This window comes from Aeromonas sp. 11P (genome assembly GCF_051920165.1).
GTDB lineage: Bacteria > Pseudomonadota > Gammaproteobacteria > Enterobacterales > Aeromonadaceae > Aeromonas > Aeromonas veronii.
Window position 1 is genome coordinate 4,088,770 of the sequence record NZ_JBQBDJ010000004.1, and the last position, 16,584, is coordinate 4,105,353.

Consider the following 16,584-nt stretch of genomic DNA (forward strand, 5'->3'; position numbering starts at 1 on the left):
ATGCCATCCTTGAGCCTGCTCTTGATAATGACATAAGATAAGCGCCGATTTTTCATACGGCTGCCGAGCGTTAGCCCGTATCGTCCTTCCAATCAGTGGTAACCCTATGAGCTTGTCGATAGCGGCGGTCAAACGCCCGGACCCCGTCTCTCTTTCGTTTCTTGCCGTGACCTTTATGACCGGCGTCGCGGTGGCATTGCAGGTGCCAACCTTAAGTCTGTTTCTGGCCGAAGAGGTGCAGGTGCGCCCCTTTCTGGTCGGGCTCTTCTATACCATCAATGCGGTGGTGGGCATTCTGGTCAGCCAGTGGCTGGGCCATCGCTCCGACAACAAGGGGGATCGCAAGCGACTGATCCTGCGCTGCTGTTTTTCCGGGGTGGCGCTTTCCTTGCTGTTTGCCTGGAACCGCAACTACTGGCTGCTGGCGAGCCTGGGGGTGATGCTGGCGGCGCTGGCGGCCACGGCCAGTCCCCAGCTGTTTGCGCTGGCGCGGGAGTATTCTGACAGCCGCAACCGGCGGGCGGACATGTTCAGTTCGGTGATGCGGGCCCAATTTTCGCTGGCCTGGGTCATAGGCCCGCCTATCGCCTTCGCGCTGGCCATCGGCTACGGTTTTGAGCTGATGTACCTGGCCTCGGCACTGGCTTACCTGCTCTGTGCCCTGGTGGTGTGGCGCTGGCTGCCCTCGCTGCCACTACCCAAGCTGGCTGAAGAGAGCGAGCGGGTCAGCAGCTGGCGGGATCCGGCGGTGCGGGCACTCTTTATCGCCTCCACCCTGATGTGGACCTGCAACAGCATGTACCTCATCAATATGCCGCTCTACATCACCCGGGAGCTCGGGATGGATGAGAAGCTTGCCGGTATCCTGATGGGCACGGCGGCGGCGCTGGAGATCCCCTTCATGCTGCTGGCGGGTTATTACACAGCGCGCTTTGGCAAGCGCCCCATGATGTTGCTGGCGGTGCTGGCTGGCGCGGCCTTTTACACAGGTCTGGTGACCCTCACCGACCAATACGCGCTGATCGCCTTGCAGCTGTTCAACGCCATCTTCATCGGTATCGTGGCGGGGATCGGCATGTCTTACTTTCAGGATCTGATGCCGGGGAGAGCCGGGGTGGCGACTACCCTGTTTGCCAACAGCATCCGCACCGGCTCCATCATGGCGGGGGCCATCGCCGGTGTGGTGGCGGAGGTGTGGAGTTTCCACGGGGTCTTTATGGTGGCGCTGGGATTGGCGCTGGTGGCACTGGCCGCCAGTTGGCGGGTGCCCAACGTCTGACGGGGGGCTGGCTGTTATTTGTCGTGCCGGGGCTGGGCGTGCGGGAGCGTCGCTGATTCGCCCTGATACTCGTTGCGCAGGCAGCGCAGCAGCAGCTCGGTCGCGGGGCCGAGAGATTCGGGGGAGAGGGTCAGCAGATAGGTGTAGAGGTGGCGCTCGTTGCCGCTTTCCAGATCCAGCTGTATGAGTGAACCTTCCGCCAGCTCCCGCTCCACCAGATGGCGCGGCAGCCAGGCATAGCCGAGGCCGAGGCGCAGCATGGCGAGCACTTCGTGGTAGTGGGTTGCCTTCCAGCCGGTGTCATCCGCATCGTTCCAGTCCACCGAGCGGTGAATGGGGGGATGAAGGCTGATCTGGTTGTGGCTGGTCAGCACGTCGCTGCGGATGGGCCCCTCCTCTTGCGCCAGCGGATGGTTGGCGGCGCAGAGGGGCAGCAGGCACACCTCGTCCAGCAGCAGGCCGGTGCGATCGCCGGGCAGGTGCTCGGAGAGCATCAGATCCCCCTGTTGCAGGGCGTTGAAGTGGCAGTGAATGCGTTCGTGCAGGTTGACCCGGCAACCCCGGCTGCGGGGATAGAAGCTGGCCAGCGCCCGATAGAGGCGATCCCTCGGCTGCAGCGCCGAGACATAGAGGTTGATCTGCGGCTCCCACTGTCGCTCCAGATTGTTGGCAAGATTCTCCAGCTCCTCCACCTGCTGGCTCAACTGACGGGCCCGCTTGAGGAAGATCTCGCCCGCCGGGGTCAGCACCGCCTTGCGGCCGCGCACCTCCAGCAATGGCACCCCCAGACTCTGCTGCAACTTCGCAACCGCATGATTGAGGGAGGACTGGCTCTTGTTCAGCGCCTCGGCCGCCTGGGCGTAGCCGCCGCAGTCGACCACCGCCTGAAAGATCCGCCATTGCTCAAACGTGCTCTTGGGACGAAACATAGTTCAACCTGATTGGAGATAGGATGGTCAGTGGTTCGAACAGGGAGCCTGTGCCCCCTATTCAATTTAACCCCTGCCGCACAACACTCTGGGTATTTTATTGATTTATTTGGGCTGGGCCACGCAACTTGTTTATTTTGGCTGAGCCACAAAGGTCTGGCCGGTTTTACCGCGGCTGTCCGACCCCATCAGGTAGAGGTAGAGCGGCATCAGATCGGCCGGAGTCTTGAGGTTCATGGGATCTTCCGCCGGGAAGGCGCTGGCGCGCATCTTGGTGCGGGTTCCGCCCGGGTTTAGGGTATTGACCCGCACACCGGTGTTCTCAAGCTCGTCGGCCAGCACTTCCATCATCCCCTCGATGGCAAATTTGGAGATGGCATAGGTGCCCCAGTAGGCGCGCCCCTTGCGTCCCACGCTGGAGGAGGTGTAGACGATGGAGGCATCGCCCTGCGCTTTGGCGGTCTGGCGCAGCAGCGGCAGTAGCGCCTGGGTCAGCAGGAATTCCGATTTGACGTTGACCTGCATCACCTCGTCCCACTCCTGCTCCTGAATGTGTTCAAACGGAGAGAGGGTGCCGAGCAGACCGGCATTGAACAGCACGCCATCGAGGCGGCCAAACTGCTGGGCGAAGGTTTCGGCCATGCCGCGGTAGTGGGCGGCGGTGGCCCCTTTCAGATCCACCGGCACGATGGCGGGCAGCGGAGAACCGGCCGCTTCAATCTGGTCATACACGGCTTCGAGTTTGGCGCTGGTGCGGCCGAGCAGGATCACGGTGGCTCCATGGGCGGCGTAGGTGAGGGCGGCTTCGTGGCCGATCCCGTCGCCGGCACCTGTGACCAGAATGACTTTATCCTTGAGCAGATCGCGGGGTGCCTGATAATCGAGCATGACAACTCCTGTTAACAAATTCCGGCCATAAGTGCATGGCAATCGGCGCCAAGTGTACTGATCCGCGCGCCTGTTTGACCAGCCAGCGGCAAGAAAAATGTGAAGAAAATAGAGAGGTTGTGATGCTCGGGTTGGTTTTTCCGGGCACTGGCTGCGATTTTTTGCGCGCCTTCGCCAAACTCCCTAGAATGTGACGAAAACCGATCCATTGTGGAGTCCATCGTGACATTTCTGACCGAATATGGCCTGTTTTTGGCCAAGACAGTGACCTTCCTGCTGGCCATCGTCGCCATCATCCTGATGAGCGTCAGCACTCGCCAGCCGAAAGCGCGCAAGGGTGAGCTGGTGGTGACCGATCTCTCGAGCGAGCTGGAGCAGGGGCAGTTTGCGCTCAAGAGCGCGCTCGTAAGCAAGGCCGAGCGCAAGGTGCTGGAAAAGCAGCAAAAAGAGGAGCAGAAAAAGCGCGCCAAGGCGGGGGATGAGCGCAGCCGCCTGTTCGTGCTCGATTTCAACGGCAGCATGGATGCCAAAGAGGTGGCCTCCCTGCGCGAGGAGGTGAGCGCGGTGATTGGTGTCGCCCAGCCCGGCGACGAGGTGCTGCTGCGGCTTGAATCCGGTGGCGGCGTAGTGCATGGCTACGGCTTGGCCGCTTCTCAGCTGCAGCGGCTGCGCGATCGTGACATCAAGCTCACCGTGGCTATCGATAAGGTGGCGGCGAGCGGCGGCTACATGATGGCCTGCGTGGCGGACAAGATCCTTGCTGCCCCCTTTGCCATCGTCGGCTCCATCGGGGTGATCGCCCAGATGCCGAACTTCAACAAGTTGTTGAAAAAGCATGACATCGAATTCGAGATGCACACAGCCGGTCAATACAAGCGCACCATCACCATGTTCGGCGAGAACGACGATCTGGGGCGCGAGAAGTTTCGCGAGGAGCTGGCGGCGATCCACGAGCGCTTCAAGGCCTTTGTGGCCGAACACCGCCCGCAACTCGATATCGTTCAGGTCACAACCGGTGAGCACTGGCTGGCGAGTCAGGCCAAAGGGCTGGGGCTGGTGGATACCCTCTGCACCAGCGATGACTACCTGCTGGCGCAGGCCAGCCACCACAAGGTGATCGGCATCAGCTATCGCAAGCCAAAAAGCCTGACCCAAAAGCTGGGGCAGCAGGGCGCGCAGGCGCTGGAAGCCGGACTGGGGCGTCTGTGGCAGCAGAGCCCCTGGCGCTAGCCCGAGGGAAATCCCGTGATAAAAAGGCCAGCCGATGCCCACCGGCTGGCCTTTTTGCATCCGGTTGCACCTTGCTGGTGAGCGAGGGTTGTTTCTATTGAGGCCCTCTGTTACAACTGAATGCTTTCCCCGTTTATGACAGGATCTTGTGGTAAGAGCTGCGGGGCATGGAGCATAGCAATGTCATGGAGCACCTTCAGGCAATTTACCCCGCTGGTCTGGATCGTCATTCTGGGCACCTTCATGGTGCGCACCAGCTACTACATGGTGTGGCCCTTTCTCTCCATCCTGCTCTATCGGGAGTATGACCTCTCGGCCACCTTTATCGGCCTGTTGCTGGGGGGCTCGATGGCCCTCTCCACCCTGGTGAGTTTCTACGGTGGCTGGCTCTCTGATCGCTTCGGGCGGCGCAGCATACTGCTGGCCGGTTGTCTGGTGGCTATGCTCTGTTTCGGTCTGCTCGGTTTTTCGCACGAGGTGTTCTGGCTCGGGATCGGGGTGATGGGCAGCGGCCTCTCGTCGGGGCTCATCGATGCTCCCGGCAAGGCGCTGATGGCTGACAGTCTGGCCTCGGCCAAGGCGCGGGAGTTGGCACTGCACCTGCGCTATTTTCTGCTTAATCTGGGGGCCGCGCTGGGGCCGCTGCTCGGGGTGACCCTCGGGATCAACGCCCAGCAGGAGACCTTCCTGTTTCTGGTGGTGAGCTATCTGTTGTTGGCGCTGGCCTTTGGCTGGGGATTTCGCCGGGCTGGCAGCACAGGCAAGCCGGGGACTGCCGGGCCCGGCTTACGGGATGCAATCAAGGTGTTGCTGGCGGATCGCGCCTTCCTGCTGCTGGTGATGGCCAATCTCCTGATGGTGCTGGTCTACTCCCAGTTTCACTCGCCGCTGGTTCAATACCTGACCCGGGCCGGTATGCCGCAGGTGGCCGAGCTGGTTGCCCTGCTGGTGGCGACCAATGCCCTGACCGTGGTGCTGCTGCAGTTTCCGCTGCTGCGCTTGTTGTCACGCTGGCCGGTGCGGGTACGGCTTCATATCGGCATGGCGCTCTTTCTGGCGGCCCAGCTGCTCTTCGCGCTGGGGGACCCGATGGTGCGCAGCCACTGGTTTGGCGCCGTGCTGCTGCTCAGCATCGGCGAGACCATCCTCTTCCCCCTGCTTAACGTGCTGATCGACCAGATGGCCCCCGCTCACCTCAAGGGGAGTTACTTTGGTGCCAGCGCACTGGCCGGGTTGGGAGGGGCTGCTGGCGCCCTGCTGGGAGGCTGGATCCTCGAGCAGTGGAGTGGTCAGTTGCTCTATGTGCTGATGGCGCTGCTTTGTGTGGCGATTTTTGCGCTCTATGAGTGGGGGGCCAGAGTACAGCGTCCCGCTGTGGCCACGTCTGTGGTTGAGCGGAGCTGACCCGGTTAATGCGGGGATCTTTGATGCTGAATGTTCAGTGCGTGCTACCCGGCGTCTTCTCTTTAAGCGCCTTCTTGGCTGCGTACATCCTCTCGTCGGCGAGCCGGATCAGGTTTAGCCCATCGTCGTAGTGCTCCGGCCCGGTCTGCACTATGCCGATGCTGAGGGTAAGATCGCCCAGCTGCTCTTTGACGGTGTTGACCAATCGTTTGAGATAGATATCCCGCGCCTGACTCTCGTTGCAGTTGGGCAGGATCAGGCAGAACTCATCTCCGCCATAACGAAAGCAGCTGTCTTCGGCGCGAAAGACCTGACGGATGCAGTGGCCGACGATGCGCAGGATCTCGTCTCCGCGCTGGTGACCTTCGGTATCGTTGATTTGCTTGAAGTTGTCGATATCGAGATAGGCGATGGCCATGGGTTCGGCACGGCGCTGACAGGTGCGCAGGCTCAGCAGCAACAGCTCGTTGAGGTGACGAACGTTGAGCAATCCGGTCAGGGCATCGGTGCGGTTCAGCTCCTCCAGCTGCCTGGTCCGCTCGCGCACTTTCTGCTCCAGACTCTTGGCATAGTTCTCCGACTTCTCTCTGGAGGACTCTATTTCCGACACCAGACTGCGAATATAGGTTTCGAAGACTAGAGTGATGTCGAACAGAAAGAGTTTGTCCAGTGCCGCCAGCATGGCGAGGCGCTCCGGTTCATCGTGGAGTTGCTCGAACATATCCTCGATAAGCAGAGCTTTGAGGGTGTTGATGGCGGCCAGATAGAGCTTCGGCTCGACCCCGATCCGCTTGTGAACCAGCCCGATCCGCAGCCGGTTGTTGACGTACTCCAGATCGTAATGGCCGCTGAAGAGATCGAGCACATAACGCCGTTGCGCGGTGCGCAGCCGGATGAGGGTGTCGGCATCGCCGATCAGCAGGGCGATTTCGGTGATGGCTGTCTGCTGCTGGTAGAAGCGATCCACCAGGGCATCGATCCGTGGCTCTATCTTGCTGCAGTAACTTGCCAGCCGCGCCACATCCTGTTCATTGAGCAGCAATAACTCCTTGCGATGAGCAATCTCGAATTCGGTGATCCTCATCTGCTCAAGCAGAGTCTGTTCGGTCGGATTCATCGTCGTCCTCGCTCTATGGCTGGGCGTTGTGCTGTCCGTGAGGTGGGACAAGCAAGAAAGAGTCTCAATTGATAGTGTAGTCAGTTGGGCGGGTGCGCACGAAATGCCCCCGCGTGGCGGGGGCCATGGAGGGTCATGTGAAGGCTAAAGGGGCAAGAGATCCGGAGGGGGAGATTAGAAGGTCAGCACCTTGTCGGCAGCCAGGGTCCACTGGGCCAGCATCGGCAGGGTGCCGACCTCAATCCCCTCGATCAGTGGCAGGGCGGTGATGCCACGAGCATCGGTGCAGGTCTTGCACAGGCGAATGGTGACGCCCTGAGCCAGCAGGATCTCCAGCATCTGGCGCAGGTTGTACCCCTCGGCCGGTGCCTGACCGGCCAGCGCCGCACTCACCGCATCGGACATCAGGAACAGCTTCAGGCTGGCACCACCCTGTTCGTTGAGGGCGATAGCGAGGCGCAGTGCATTGAACAGGGATTCGCTGCCATAGGGTGCGCCGTTGGCAATCACCACAATTTGTTGATTCATAACAGACTCCTAATCCTAAAAGGCGTCATTGTAGAACCAACAGGGTGCCAATTGCGTGATGTCGCACAACTTCTGTCGCACCATTTTCCTGCTTGCTTGACCCTGCTGCCGATCGAGGTTTTTATGGTCAGCTCGCAAACAAGACCGGGTGAATCGAGATGTGGAAAGTATTGGGAGCCGGCTTGCTGTTGTTGGCGGGTCAGGCCTTTGGCAGTGAAGCTGTCGGTTGCAAGGCCCGTCTGCAGGCCGTCAATGACCAGCTGGTGTTTGCCAAAGCACACAACAATGCCGGGCAGATTGCCGGGCTCGAACAGGCAGCGCGCAACATCAAGGCCAACTGTACCGATGAAGGTCTGCTCAAGGAGCAGAAAGAGCGGGTTAATAAACTGCGTGGCGAGGTGGATGAGCGCCTGCTCGAGCTGCAGGAGGCGAGAGTCAGTGGTAAACCGGAGAAGATTGCCAAGCGGCAGGCCAAGCTGGAGGAGTCCCAGACCAGGATGCTGGAGGCCCAGCGCGAGCTGGATAAATTGATCCGGTTGGTCGGAAAGTGATGGCCAGCCGCTGAATGCAGGATCAAAAAAGGCCGATTGCTCGGCCTTTTTTTCGTTTTACTGCCTGTGCATCCGCACAAACTTCTCCATCAGCTGCTCTTCGGTTTCCACCATATGGAAGGGATCCCGGAGGATGCAGTCCATGTAGAGTAGACGCTGATGCCGGTATTACTGCCTGTGCATCCGCACAAACTTTTCCATCAGCTGATCTTCGGTCTCCACATGGGCGGGATCCCAGATGATGCAGTCGATGGGGCAGACACTGATGCAGGTCGGCTTCTCATAGTGACCGACGCACTCGGTGCAGCGACTGGGGTCGATCTCGTAGATCTCCTCACCCAGGCTGATAGCCTGGTTGGGGCACTCGGGATCGCACATGTCACAGTTGATGCACTTGTCGGTGATGAGCAGCGCCATCTCAGGCCGCCGTGTGCGGGTTGCGGGTATCCTGGCTGTCGCCCAGATTGCGCAGCAAAATGCCGTAGTTCACATCCAGATCTTTCGGGACTGGCACATAGACCACGTGACCGTTGCCCGGTGCGGTATCGATAAGCTCCCCTTTGCGGTTCTCCATCTGCTCCAGATTGAAACGGACGTTGCCCTGCGGGGTCATCAGCTCCAGGTTGTTGCCCACCAGGAACTTGTTCTTCACCTCGACCTCGACCATGTCACCTTTGCGACCGGTGATCTCGCCGACAAACTGCTGGGTATCGGAGACGGAGTAGCCGTAGTCGTAGTTCTGGTATTCGCTGTGGTTGTGACGGCGCAGGAAGCCCTCGGTGTAGCCGCGGTGGGCCAGATTTTCGAGGGTGCCCATCAGGCTGCGGTCAAACGGACGACCCGCCACTGCATCGTCGATGGCCTTGCGATAGACCTGAGCGGTACGGGCGCAGTAGTAGAAGGACTTGGTGCGGCCTTCGATTTTCAGGGAGTGAACGCCCATCTTGGTCAGTCGCTCGACGTGCTCGACGGCGCGCAAGTCCTTGGAGTTCATGATGTAGGTGCCGTGCTCGTCTTCAAACGCGCTCATGTACTCGCCCGGGCGGTTGGACTCTTCCAGCAGCACCAGCGCATCGGTCGGTTTGCCAAGGCCTAGCGTGTTGTCCGGACGCACCTTGATCGGCTCCTGACGGTGGACGATCTGGCCCACGTCATCTTCTTTACCTTCGTGCACCTTGTACTCCCAGCGGCAGGAGTTGGTGCAGGTGCCCTGGTTGGGGTCACGCTTGTTGATATAGCCGGAGAGCAGGCAGCGGCCGGAGTAGGCCATGCACAGCGCGCCGTGAACGAACACTTCCAGCTCCATCTCCGGCACCTGCATGCGGATCTCCTCGATCTCGTCCAGCGACAGCTCGCGGGAGAGAATGGCGCGGGTCAGGCCCATTTGATGCCAGAACTTCACCGTGGCCCAGTTGACCGCGTTGGCCTGGACCGAGAGGTGAATGGGCATATCCGGGAAGGCTTCGCGCATCATCATGATAAGGCCGGGGTCGGACATGATCAGCGCATCCGGCTTCATCTCCACCACAGGGCGCATGTCGCGGATAAAGGTCTTGAGCTTGGAGTTGTGGGGCTGGATGTTGGCCACCACATAGAACTGCTTGCCCAGCGCATGGGCTTCGTTAATGCCCAGCTGCAGGTTCTCGTGATCGAATTCGTTGTTGCGTACCCGCAGGCTGTAGCGGGGCTGACCGGCATAGACGGCATCGGCGCCATAGGCGTAGGCGTAACGCATGTTCTTGAGGGAACCTGCGGGGGAGAGCAATTCTGGTTTAAACATGGCGGACTCTTTATATCTGATTGCAAATCAGGACGATGCCACCTGATGGCATCGTAGTGGTTGAGTTGCGGTGCAAGATGCCCCTCCGAGAGGGGGCTCCATGCAGCGCGACCCGATGACGGCATATCCGGGGTTATCTAAAGAAGATGCGCCGGATATTCGGGGTGCGAGATTGTACTCGCCCCCACGTCATCATGCAATTTGGCAGGAAATTGTTGGCTGCGCGAACCAATAGGATGCCGATATGAAACAGCCGCTCAGGCCCAACGGGAGAGGGGGGCGGGCATGGCGTAGACGTAACCCTGTTGATAGTCACAGCCGAGCTGGTCGGCAATCTCGATATGGGTCTGGTTTTCCACCCCTTCGCACACCACCTTCATGCCGAGTCGCTGCAGGTATTCCACCAGTCCGGTCAGCATGCGCAAGGCATGGCTACTCTTGGTCGCTTGCAGCAGCAGGGTGCGATCCAGCTTGATGATCTCGTAGGGGAGCGCCATCACTCGCTGGAAGTTGCACTCCTGGGTGCCAAAGTCGTCGCAGGCGATTTGGGCACCGTGGCTGCGCAGTACCTCGATCAGGGCCAACTCCTTGCGCTCTAGCGGGGCGTACTCCACCACCTCGAACCAGATTGCGATATCCAGCTTGCGGGCCTGCATCAGCACCAGCAGCAACAGGTTCTGATAGGTGGCGCTGCTCAGTGTGGGATTGAGGTTGATGGAGAGCATATATGACCTCCCCTTCGCTAGTGCTGGCAGGTCGCGCAGAATGGCTCTGAGCATAACGATATCCACATGCAGGGACTCTTCATCGCTGAGAGAGGGAAAGTCTATTCCCTGATAGCGTTGCTGGCGGGGTTCCCAGCGTCTGGCCAGCGCCTCAAAGCCGATGATCTGGCGATCCCGGTCAACGATTGGCTGATAAAAGGGCACGGCAATATCCGCTGTCGTCAGGGATACCACGTCACTGACCGGAAACTCTTCTTTAAACGCAAACATGGCTCTTCCCTGTTGACGGATATGGCTTCGGATAATAGGGGATAATGTTGAAAGCTGGCTGTAGGAATCATCTGATTGTTTGCGGGAAAAGTATTTTGACAGTATCAGATTATTCCGATTAAGTCCGGAGTGTTGACTGTTTAAACTTGCCTCAATGACGACTCGCTGAGCCAAATATGATCATTGGGCGATAAACGTATATTGACTATATTTACGTCATCTATTTTGCAAAGCCTGCTATGAAGGCGCTGCTCTCAATTGTTTTTATAGTGTGATTACCATTCATGAATAAAATTTTAATTGTATTGCTGCTTATATTCAGCGGCAGTGCCTTGGCAGCGCCGGATATTAGCGTTGGTACCTTATATGACTATATGTCTGCAGAAAAAACGACTCTGCTCAAGCGGGTTAGAAATCTTGGCGATGAGACGGCCTTTGTCAAAATAACGCTGGCCGAAATTTTATATGGTGCCGATGGTATACCCAAGGAGCGGGAATTACCGGAAGAGGGCGTTCGCCAGCTGGTGACCAGTCCGTCACGGCTAATTATTCCAGCTGGTGGTTCACAGGCTACCCGCTTTATCTATATGGGAGAGCGGGAGCATGAGCGTTATTTTCGGGTGCGTTTTGTACCGGTCAAACCACAGGGTGATGAAATAACCGAATTGCCACCACAGCAACAAATTAGCGCCGGGGTCAGCATCATGACCGGTTTTGGCACCATTCTGTTTGTGGCCCCCAAAGAGACCCGTTATGACACCCGGATTGACCGTGAAAACGGTGTTCTCTATGTGGAGAACCGGGGCAATGCCACCGTTATTCTCGATTATCTGGAACTGTGTGACCAACAAGGGAGGTCATGCAGTCAACCGGAGAAGATGCATCTGCTGCCCGGCGTTAAAAAGCGGGTTAGTCAAGAGGCAACCCGGACGGTTCGTTTTGAACTGATCGAAGGGAAAAAATCGGTATTCAGGGAGTTCAAGCTCTGAATCTCGATATATCACAAGAACGACAATCACACCTGAAGGAGTGGCTATGAAGATGTTATCGCTTTTTCCCGCCCTGTTGCTGGCGAGCGGTTCGCTGATGGCGGCCGAGCGAGTAGAGCATACGGTGACGGTAACGGCGCAGATCCCGACCGAAAACTTTTATGTGCAACCCGTGGGTGACTGGATGAGTACCCCACAGAAACTGACCTTCAACCCCTTTAGCCAGAAGCTGGATCCCTTGGCCAAGCAGCTGGAGATGAAGAGCACCATTGGTCCCATCAAGGGTTATCTGGTTTATCCCGCCACCATGGCCAGCGGCAAGGAGAGTATCGGCTTGACGGTCAAGGTGGCAGGCGTTGCGCTGACCACTACATCTGCTGACTTGCTGAATCAGGCAGATGCCAATACTGGCAAACAGGTAGGGCTGGAGATTATTCCGGCCGCGGCACCAACCGGTGGCTACAAGCCCGGCAACTATCAGGGGATTGTCAGCATGATGTTTGAATCGGAGGCACCGCCAGCACCGCCTGCTCAAGGCAGCTGACATGAGTATGTGGGGGTCATCAGGCCCCCTTTAATTGAGATCCCAGGCATTCAGGGTGCATTTCATGGTTCGTTCTCTTCTTCTCTTGCTCGGGTCGTTGCTCTTTGTCTCACTGGCGGCGGCAGACCCGGCACTGTTGCTGCAACAGGCGCGGCAGTTGCCAGAGGGGTTTGAAGAGCACTTTTTTGGCGTTCCTCTGATGGTGCGGGTGACCGTGGACGATCGCCTGCTGGGTGATGGGGAAGTGCTGCTCGGGCGGGATAACTCGGTACAGCTGCTTTCACTGGTGGATGTGCAGGAGAGCGAGTTTGATGAGGGGGCGCGTGAACGCTGGTTGAGCAAACTGGGAACCGAGCTGCCGCTCGGCGAGTGCAGCCGTGCCTGTCCCGAAGACATTGTGGGATTGCAATACAGCCTGGAGGAGTCCCAGCTCTCGGTGCTGACCGGTGAGGTAGAACAAGAGGCGCGGGATCAGCGTTTTATGGCGTTGCCTCAAGAGAGCAAGGGGTTGCTGGTCCAGAACCAGCTGAACCTGGTGCAGGGCTCCCAGCGCAATGGACACTACAACCTGCAGCTGGAGGGCAGCTGGGGACAGTGGAGCCCTTTTATGGAGGGGGATGCCACCTGGCAAGAGGGTGGGCCAACTGATCTGGGGATGGCTCAGATCTATGGAGAGCGGCTCCATGAGGCCAATTTTTATCGTCTCGGCTTCTTCTTTCCCTCGGCGCAGGGGTTGGTGCGTCAACCGAACTACTACAGTGGTGCGACCCCCACCGTGCTCGGGGTGATGTGGGGTAGCTCGGATCTGCTGCGCCGGGAGCGCGGGGTACCCAGTCTGGCGCCGATCCAGGTGGCACCGGCACGACCGGGCATGGTGGAGATCTATCGGGATGGCAACTTGATCCAGTCCCAGCCGGTCGTATCCGGTCTGCAGGCGCTTGATACCCGCTCGCTGCCCGGTGGTATCTACGAGGTGGAGCTGCGGCTGCTGGAGGATGGCCAGGAGACCCGTCGTTGGCGCGAGATGATCTACAAACCCTCCAACTGGCAGACGCCGGAGGAGCCGTGGCGCTTCAACCTCTTTGCCGGGCGTCAGACCCGCTGGCTGGTGCGCCAAGGCGACAGCGAGCTGGAAGGTGCCAGTGGTGGCGCTGCGGTGAACCACCTGTTGCTTCCTTCGCTGGTAGTGGGGGCGGGTAGCCAGTATGTGGACAGACGGGCCCAGCACTCCCTCTCGCTCGACTGGGAGGCGACCAGTCAGCTCCACGGCTTTGCTTCCCTTAACCAGAGTGTCGGCATGGGGTGGGGTTACGATCTGCAGGGGATCTATTGGCATGGCAACAGCAGTCTGGTGGCCAGTCATTCGCGCAATCTGCGCAAGCAAGGGGAGGCGAGTTCAGTGTCCAGCCTGTCACTGCAGCAGTCGCTGGAAAAGTGGGGATCCTTAGGTGTCTATCTCTCTCACCAGTCTGGTCGTGGCAACGGTGCCGATGTGGGGTGGCACTACAGTGACCGGCTCTGGGGGCGTTGGGTGACCTGGGGTGTGACCCTGTTTGATCGCCCCGGCAGCGAGAGCACGGCGCAGCAGCGGGATCGCGGTAGCACCCTCAGTCTGACCGTCAACTTGGGCGGACAGGAGCGCCAGTTGTCGTTGGGGCTGGGCAGCAATACTTCCCGCTCGGGCGGTGCCCAGCGCAGTGCCTATCTCAACTACCAGCAGGAGGTAGACTGGGGGCCGCTGCGTCAGGTCAGCGTCGGCAGCACCCACGACAGCTATGGTACCGGTCTATCCGGTTATGGCCGCTTCGCCGCGCCCTGGTTGGGTGGCGACCTGTTTGCCCAGCACTCCTCCTATAACGAACAGGTGACCGGCGGCATCAATCTGGAGAGCGTAGTGGCACTGGGGCAGGAAGGGGAGCTGGCGCTCGGTTCCCGCGATATGGGTGGCATGAGCAATGAAGCGGCGATGATCCTCGATATCGACGCCGATGACGAGGCGGTGCGGATCCGGGTCAGCGACGATCTGGGTAGCGTACAGACCCTTGGGCCCGGTCGCCATCTGGTCTCTGTGCCCGCCTTGCAAAGTGGCACCTTGCAACTGGAGATGGCCGACCACGAGGGCGCGCCGCTCACCATCAAGCCCACCGTGCTCCCCTACCACCTTAACCGCGGCGGAGTGGGTTATGGCCAGGTGAATGCCGTGAGCACTGTCACTGTAATTGGCCGCCTGCTGGATGGGCAGGGCATCCCACTCAAGGGAGCCATGGTTGCCAATCACGCTGGGCGTACAGTCAGCGAGGCCGATGGCTTCTTTGTACTGGAGATGAGTGAACGTAATCCCAGTTTGCGGGTGGAGTATCAGGGGGCGCAGCAGTGTGATCTGGCGCTGGATATGGTACGAGCAGAGCGTCAGCAGGCTGTGTTGTTATTGGGGCCGCTGGTTTGCAGGCCTCAGACTTGGGTCAGCAAATAAGATTTTAAGCAGGAAGAAATAATGAGGGTTAGTGTAAGACTTGGTTATTGGTTGCTGAACGCTTTGTTAAGTGGGGGGCCTGTATATGCGGCAACTCTTGATATTACCGCCGAATACAATCCAGCAACCTACGAAGTGGGTGGGGCAAAATTTATCAATACTACCCCCTGTACTCAATTTCCCACAGCTGCGGGTTTTTGGTGCAGTACCACGGCAACAATAGATACGCCACAAGCGGTACGGTTTGGAATCAACGTTAGTCGAACAGTTAACATAAATGGAAATAATAGAGAAGGAGTGCATTATATCGGTTTTCCTAGCGCTCGCGATGTGACTTTGGTAAAAGCGGAAGGTGGTACATCGTATAACATGAAGTTTATAATTACAGCGGTTGGTTCTCAGTTAAATTTGTCACATCCAATTAGCGATAGTATACCAGATAAAGGTGATTGCTCTAATAGTGCAATTTGGAGCAATAATGTGGCCATTTTCTTATTTCGTGATGTAAAGCTTAATAAGCAATTGATTGGTGGATCATGTTATGGAGGTAATAGTGTATATGCTGGGGCTAAAATAACAGTTAGCTCCGCATATCTTGGTTATAGACTTGAGGCACCAAATCCTCTCAAGATGGAGAATGGGATTTATAATGGAAAATTGACATTTTCAATCGGAAATGGAAAAGATTTTGACTTTGGCAATGGTACATATACTGACTCGCAATTGACAGTCTCTTTTAAAGTAACGGTCCGTCATCAAATAAAGGTTGAGTTCCCAGCAGGTGGTAATAAAGTTGTGTTACATCCTCCAGGAGGATGGATTAATTGGACTTATGATAGGAAAAGGGGGCCAAGCGTATTACAGCAGGAATTGCCTTTCCGGATTTGGTTTAGCGCCCCTTTTACCGTAGCACTGCGTTGCCAACACCAATGGAGTACCGAGTGTGCATTAAAAGATGATAAGGGGCGAACGGTGCCTTTAAAAACGTACTATGTTAACAGCTCAAATGAAATGACTCTATTGACTACAAACAAACACAGTTTTGTACTTCCTGTACAAGGAAAACCGGTTATCAACGCAGCCAGAGCGATTCGATTTCAGGTTGTTGGTGGGACGGTTTCCGAGATGATGAAATATCCTGGCTCCTCCTTTAAGGGCGATGTCACTCTGATATTTGATGCGGCTATTGATTAACAGAGCCCGCTACTTTTGGCATAGTCAAAGAGGGCGCTATCGCTGCTAATACCGAGTCGCTGCATGGCACTCTTTTTCTGGGTGCTGATGGTTTTAACGCTGCGATGAAGATAGTCGGCAACCTGAGTGACTGACATGCCGCTCGCCAGCAGGCGCACAACTTCGCTCTCCTTTGGTGTAAGCGGGTGGGTGTCGCCTTGAGCAGAGATTCCGGCATTGGCCAGCAGTATTTTTACCGTAGGACCAATATAGCGATGACCGAGCAATATCTGGCGAATGGCATCAGCCAGTTCATTGATAACCGATTTTTTCAGTATCAGACCGTTTACCCCAAACTGAATAAGGGATTGCAAGATTGCGCTGTTCTGGATTTGGGTCAGCACAATAATGGACAGGTTTGGATAATCCCTACGCAACTGCTGGATCATCACCAGACCATCGCAGCGGATATCACCCGGCATGCTGAAATCAGTGATCAGCAGATCACAATGATGCTGTTGCAATAATTTCAGCAAGTCAGATACCTGATATGCCTCGGCGATCACTTCACAATGGGGTGTTATCTGGTCAATCAGGCTGCGGATCCCGGTCAGAATCAAGGGATGGTCATCGGCAAGAATAATCTTGAAGGACATGGATGAGCCTCTTATAAAACGGTGAATAATATTCAGGCTATCAAAAGT

General features: G+C 57.5%; 17 protein-coding genes. 8 read left to right on the forward strand and 9 right to left on the reverse strand.

The window, feature by feature from the left end; genetic code table 11:
• Nucleotides 1-106: 106 nt before the first annotated feature.
• Nucleotides 107-1,279, forward strand: a complete 1,173-nt coding sequence (locus tag ACTG1P_RS19015) for an MFS transporter (RefSeq protein WP_440001944.1) — start codon at nucleotides 107-109, stop codon at nucleotides 1,277-1,279.
• 14 nt (nucleotides 1,280-1,293) lie between these two features.
• Here the strand turns inward: ACTG1P_RS19015 and ACTG1P_RS19020 are convergent, their stop codons facing one another.
• The 3 genes from ACTG1P_RS19020 to ACTG1P_RS19030 form a co-directional block, all read right to left on the reverse strand.
• Nucleotides 1,294-2,208: a LysR family transcriptional regulator gene (locus tag ACTG1P_RS19020; protein ID WP_440001945.1), complete on the reverse strand. Its 915-nt coding sequence runs from the start codon at nucleotides 2,206-2,208 to the stop codon at nucleotides 1,294-1,296.
• 132 nt (nucleotides 2,209-2,340) lie between these two features.
• On the reverse strand, nucleotides 2,341-3,096 hold the full coding sequence (locus ACTG1P_RS19025) for a YciK family oxidoreductase (RefSeq protein ID WP_440001947.1): 756 nt from the start codon (nucleotides 3,094-3,096) through the stop codon (nucleotides 2,341-2,343).
• Nucleotides 3,097-3,107: 11 nt separating this feature from the next.
• Nucleotides 3,108-3,305 carry a hypothetical protein gene (locus tag ACTG1P_RS19030; protein ID WP_440001949.1) on the reverse strand — a complete coding sequence of 66 codons (198 nt, stop codon included), beginning with the start codon at nucleotides 3,303-3,305 and terminating at the stop codon, nucleotides 3,108-3,110.
• A 13-nt stretch (nucleotides 3,306-3,318) separates the two neighbouring features.
• Between ACTG1P_RS19030 and sohB the strand changes: the two genes are divergently transcribed.
• Both sohB and ACTG1P_RS19040 read left to right on the forward strand, forming a co-directional pair.
• Nucleotides 3,319-4,326, forward strand: coding sequence for a protease SohB (sohB, locus tag ACTG1P_RS19035; RefSeq protein WP_440001950.1), 1,008 nt, complete (start codon nucleotides 3,319-3,321; stop codon nucleotides 4,324-4,326).
• Nucleotides 4,327-4,506: 180 nt separating this feature from the next.
• Nucleotides 4,507-5,730: an MFS transporter gene (locus ACTG1P_RS19040; protein ID WP_440001952.1), complete on the forward strand. Its 1,224-nt coding sequence runs from the start codon at nucleotides 4,507-4,509 to the stop codon at nucleotides 5,728-5,730.
• A 34-nt stretch (nucleotides 5,731-5,764) separates the two neighbouring features.
• On the opposite strand, the gene ACTG1P_RS19045 is transcribed toward ACTG1P_RS19040, so the two are convergent.
• Both ACTG1P_RS19045 and ACTG1P_RS19050 read right to left on the reverse strand, forming a co-directional pair.
• Nucleotides 5,765-6,847 carry a protoglobin domain-containing protein gene (locus ACTG1P_RS19045; RefSeq protein WP_184232959.1) on the reverse strand — a complete coding sequence of 361 codons (1,083 nt, stop codon included), beginning with the start codon at nucleotides 6,845-6,847 and terminating at the stop codon, nucleotides 5,765-5,767.
• A gap of 174 nt (nucleotides 6,848-7,021) precedes the next feature.
• Nucleotides 7,022-7,375, reverse strand: coding sequence for a DsrE/DsrF/TusD sulfur relay family protein (locus tag ACTG1P_RS19050; RefSeq protein ID WP_005334901.1), 354 nt, complete (start codon nucleotides 7,373-7,375; stop codon nucleotides 7,022-7,024).
• 158 nt (nucleotides 7,376-7,533) lie between these two features.
• Here ACTG1P_RS19050 and ACTG1P_RS19055 point away from each other — a divergent pair, with 158 nt between their 5' ends.
• Complete coding sequence (locus ACTG1P_RS19055) at nucleotides 7,534-7,926, forward strand: DUF1090 domain-containing protein (protein WP_108612099.1); 393 nt, start codon at nucleotides 7,534-7,536, stop codon at nucleotides 7,924-7,926.
• Between the two features lie 168 nt (nucleotides 7,927-8,094).
• On the opposite strand, the gene ACTG1P_RS19060 is transcribed toward ACTG1P_RS19055, so the two are convergent.
• The 3 genes from ACTG1P_RS19060 to ACTG1P_RS19070 all read right to left on the reverse strand — a co-directional run bounded on the left by ACTG1P_RS19060 (nucleotide 8,095) and on the right by ACTG1P_RS19070 (nucleotide 10,701).
• The gene (locus ACTG1P_RS19060) at nucleotides 8,095-8,343 is read right to left on the reverse strand and encodes a YfhL family 4Fe-4S dicluster ferredoxin (RefSeq protein ID WP_005334896.1); all 249 of its coding nucleotides are present in this window, start codon (nucleotides 8,341-8,343) and stop codon (nucleotides 8,095-8,097) included.
• 1 nt (nucleotide 8,344) lies between these two features.
• Nucleotides 8,345-9,706 carry a prephenate-dependent tRNA uridine(34) hydroxylase TrhP gene (gene trhP, locus ACTG1P_RS19065; protein ID WP_005353849.1) on the reverse strand — a complete coding sequence of 454 codons (1,362 nt, stop codon included), beginning with the start codon at nucleotides 9,704-9,706 and terminating at the stop codon, nucleotides 8,345-8,347.
• Nucleotides 9,707-9,963: 257 nt separating this feature from the next.
• Nucleotides 9,964-10,701, reverse strand: a complete 738-nt coding sequence (locus ACTG1P_RS19070; RefSeq protein WP_440001953.1) for an EAL domain-containing protein — start codon at nucleotides 10,699-10,701, stop codon at nucleotides 9,964-9,966.
• A 284-nt stretch (nucleotides 10,702-10,985) separates the two neighbouring features.
• On the opposite strand from ACTG1P_RS19070, the gene ACTG1P_RS19075 reads away from it, so the two are divergent.
• From ACTG1P_RS19075 to ACTG1P_RS19090, 4 genes are all read left to right on the forward strand, one after another.
• Nucleotides 10,986-11,690, forward strand: coding sequence for a hypothetical protein (locus ACTG1P_RS19075; RefSeq protein WP_440001954.1), 705 nt, complete (start codon nucleotides 10,986-10,988; stop codon nucleotides 11,688-11,690).
• A 46-nt stretch (nucleotides 11,691-11,736) separates the two neighbouring features.
• Nucleotides 11,737-12,234, forward strand: coding sequence for a CS1 type fimbrial major subunit (locus ACTG1P_RS19080; protein ID WP_184232967.1), 498 nt, complete (start codon nucleotides 11,737-11,739; stop codon nucleotides 12,232-12,234).
• 64 nt (nucleotides 12,235-12,298) lie between these two features.
• Nucleotides 12,299-14,707, forward strand: coding sequence for a CS1-pili formation C-terminal domain-containing protein (locus tag ACTG1P_RS19085; protein ID WP_440001955.1), 2,409 nt, complete (start codon nucleotides 12,299-12,301; stop codon nucleotides 14,705-14,707).
• Between the two features lie 21 nt (nucleotides 14,708-14,728).
• Nucleotides 14,729-15,901, forward strand: coding sequence for a hypothetical protein (locus ACTG1P_RS19090; RefSeq protein ID WP_440001956.1), 1,173 nt, complete (start codon nucleotides 14,729-14,731; stop codon nucleotides 15,899-15,901).
• Here the strand turns inward: ACTG1P_RS19090 and ACTG1P_RS19095 are convergent.
• Nucleotides 15,898-16,536, reverse strand: coding sequence for a response regulator (locus ACTG1P_RS19095; protein WP_440001957.1), 639 nt, complete (start codon nucleotides 16,534-16,536; stop codon nucleotides 15,898-15,900). The two genes, ACTG1P_RS19090 and ACTG1P_RS19095, sit on opposite strands and share 4 nt — an antisense overlap.
• Between the last annotated feature and the right edge of the window lie 48 nt (nucleotides 16,537-16,584).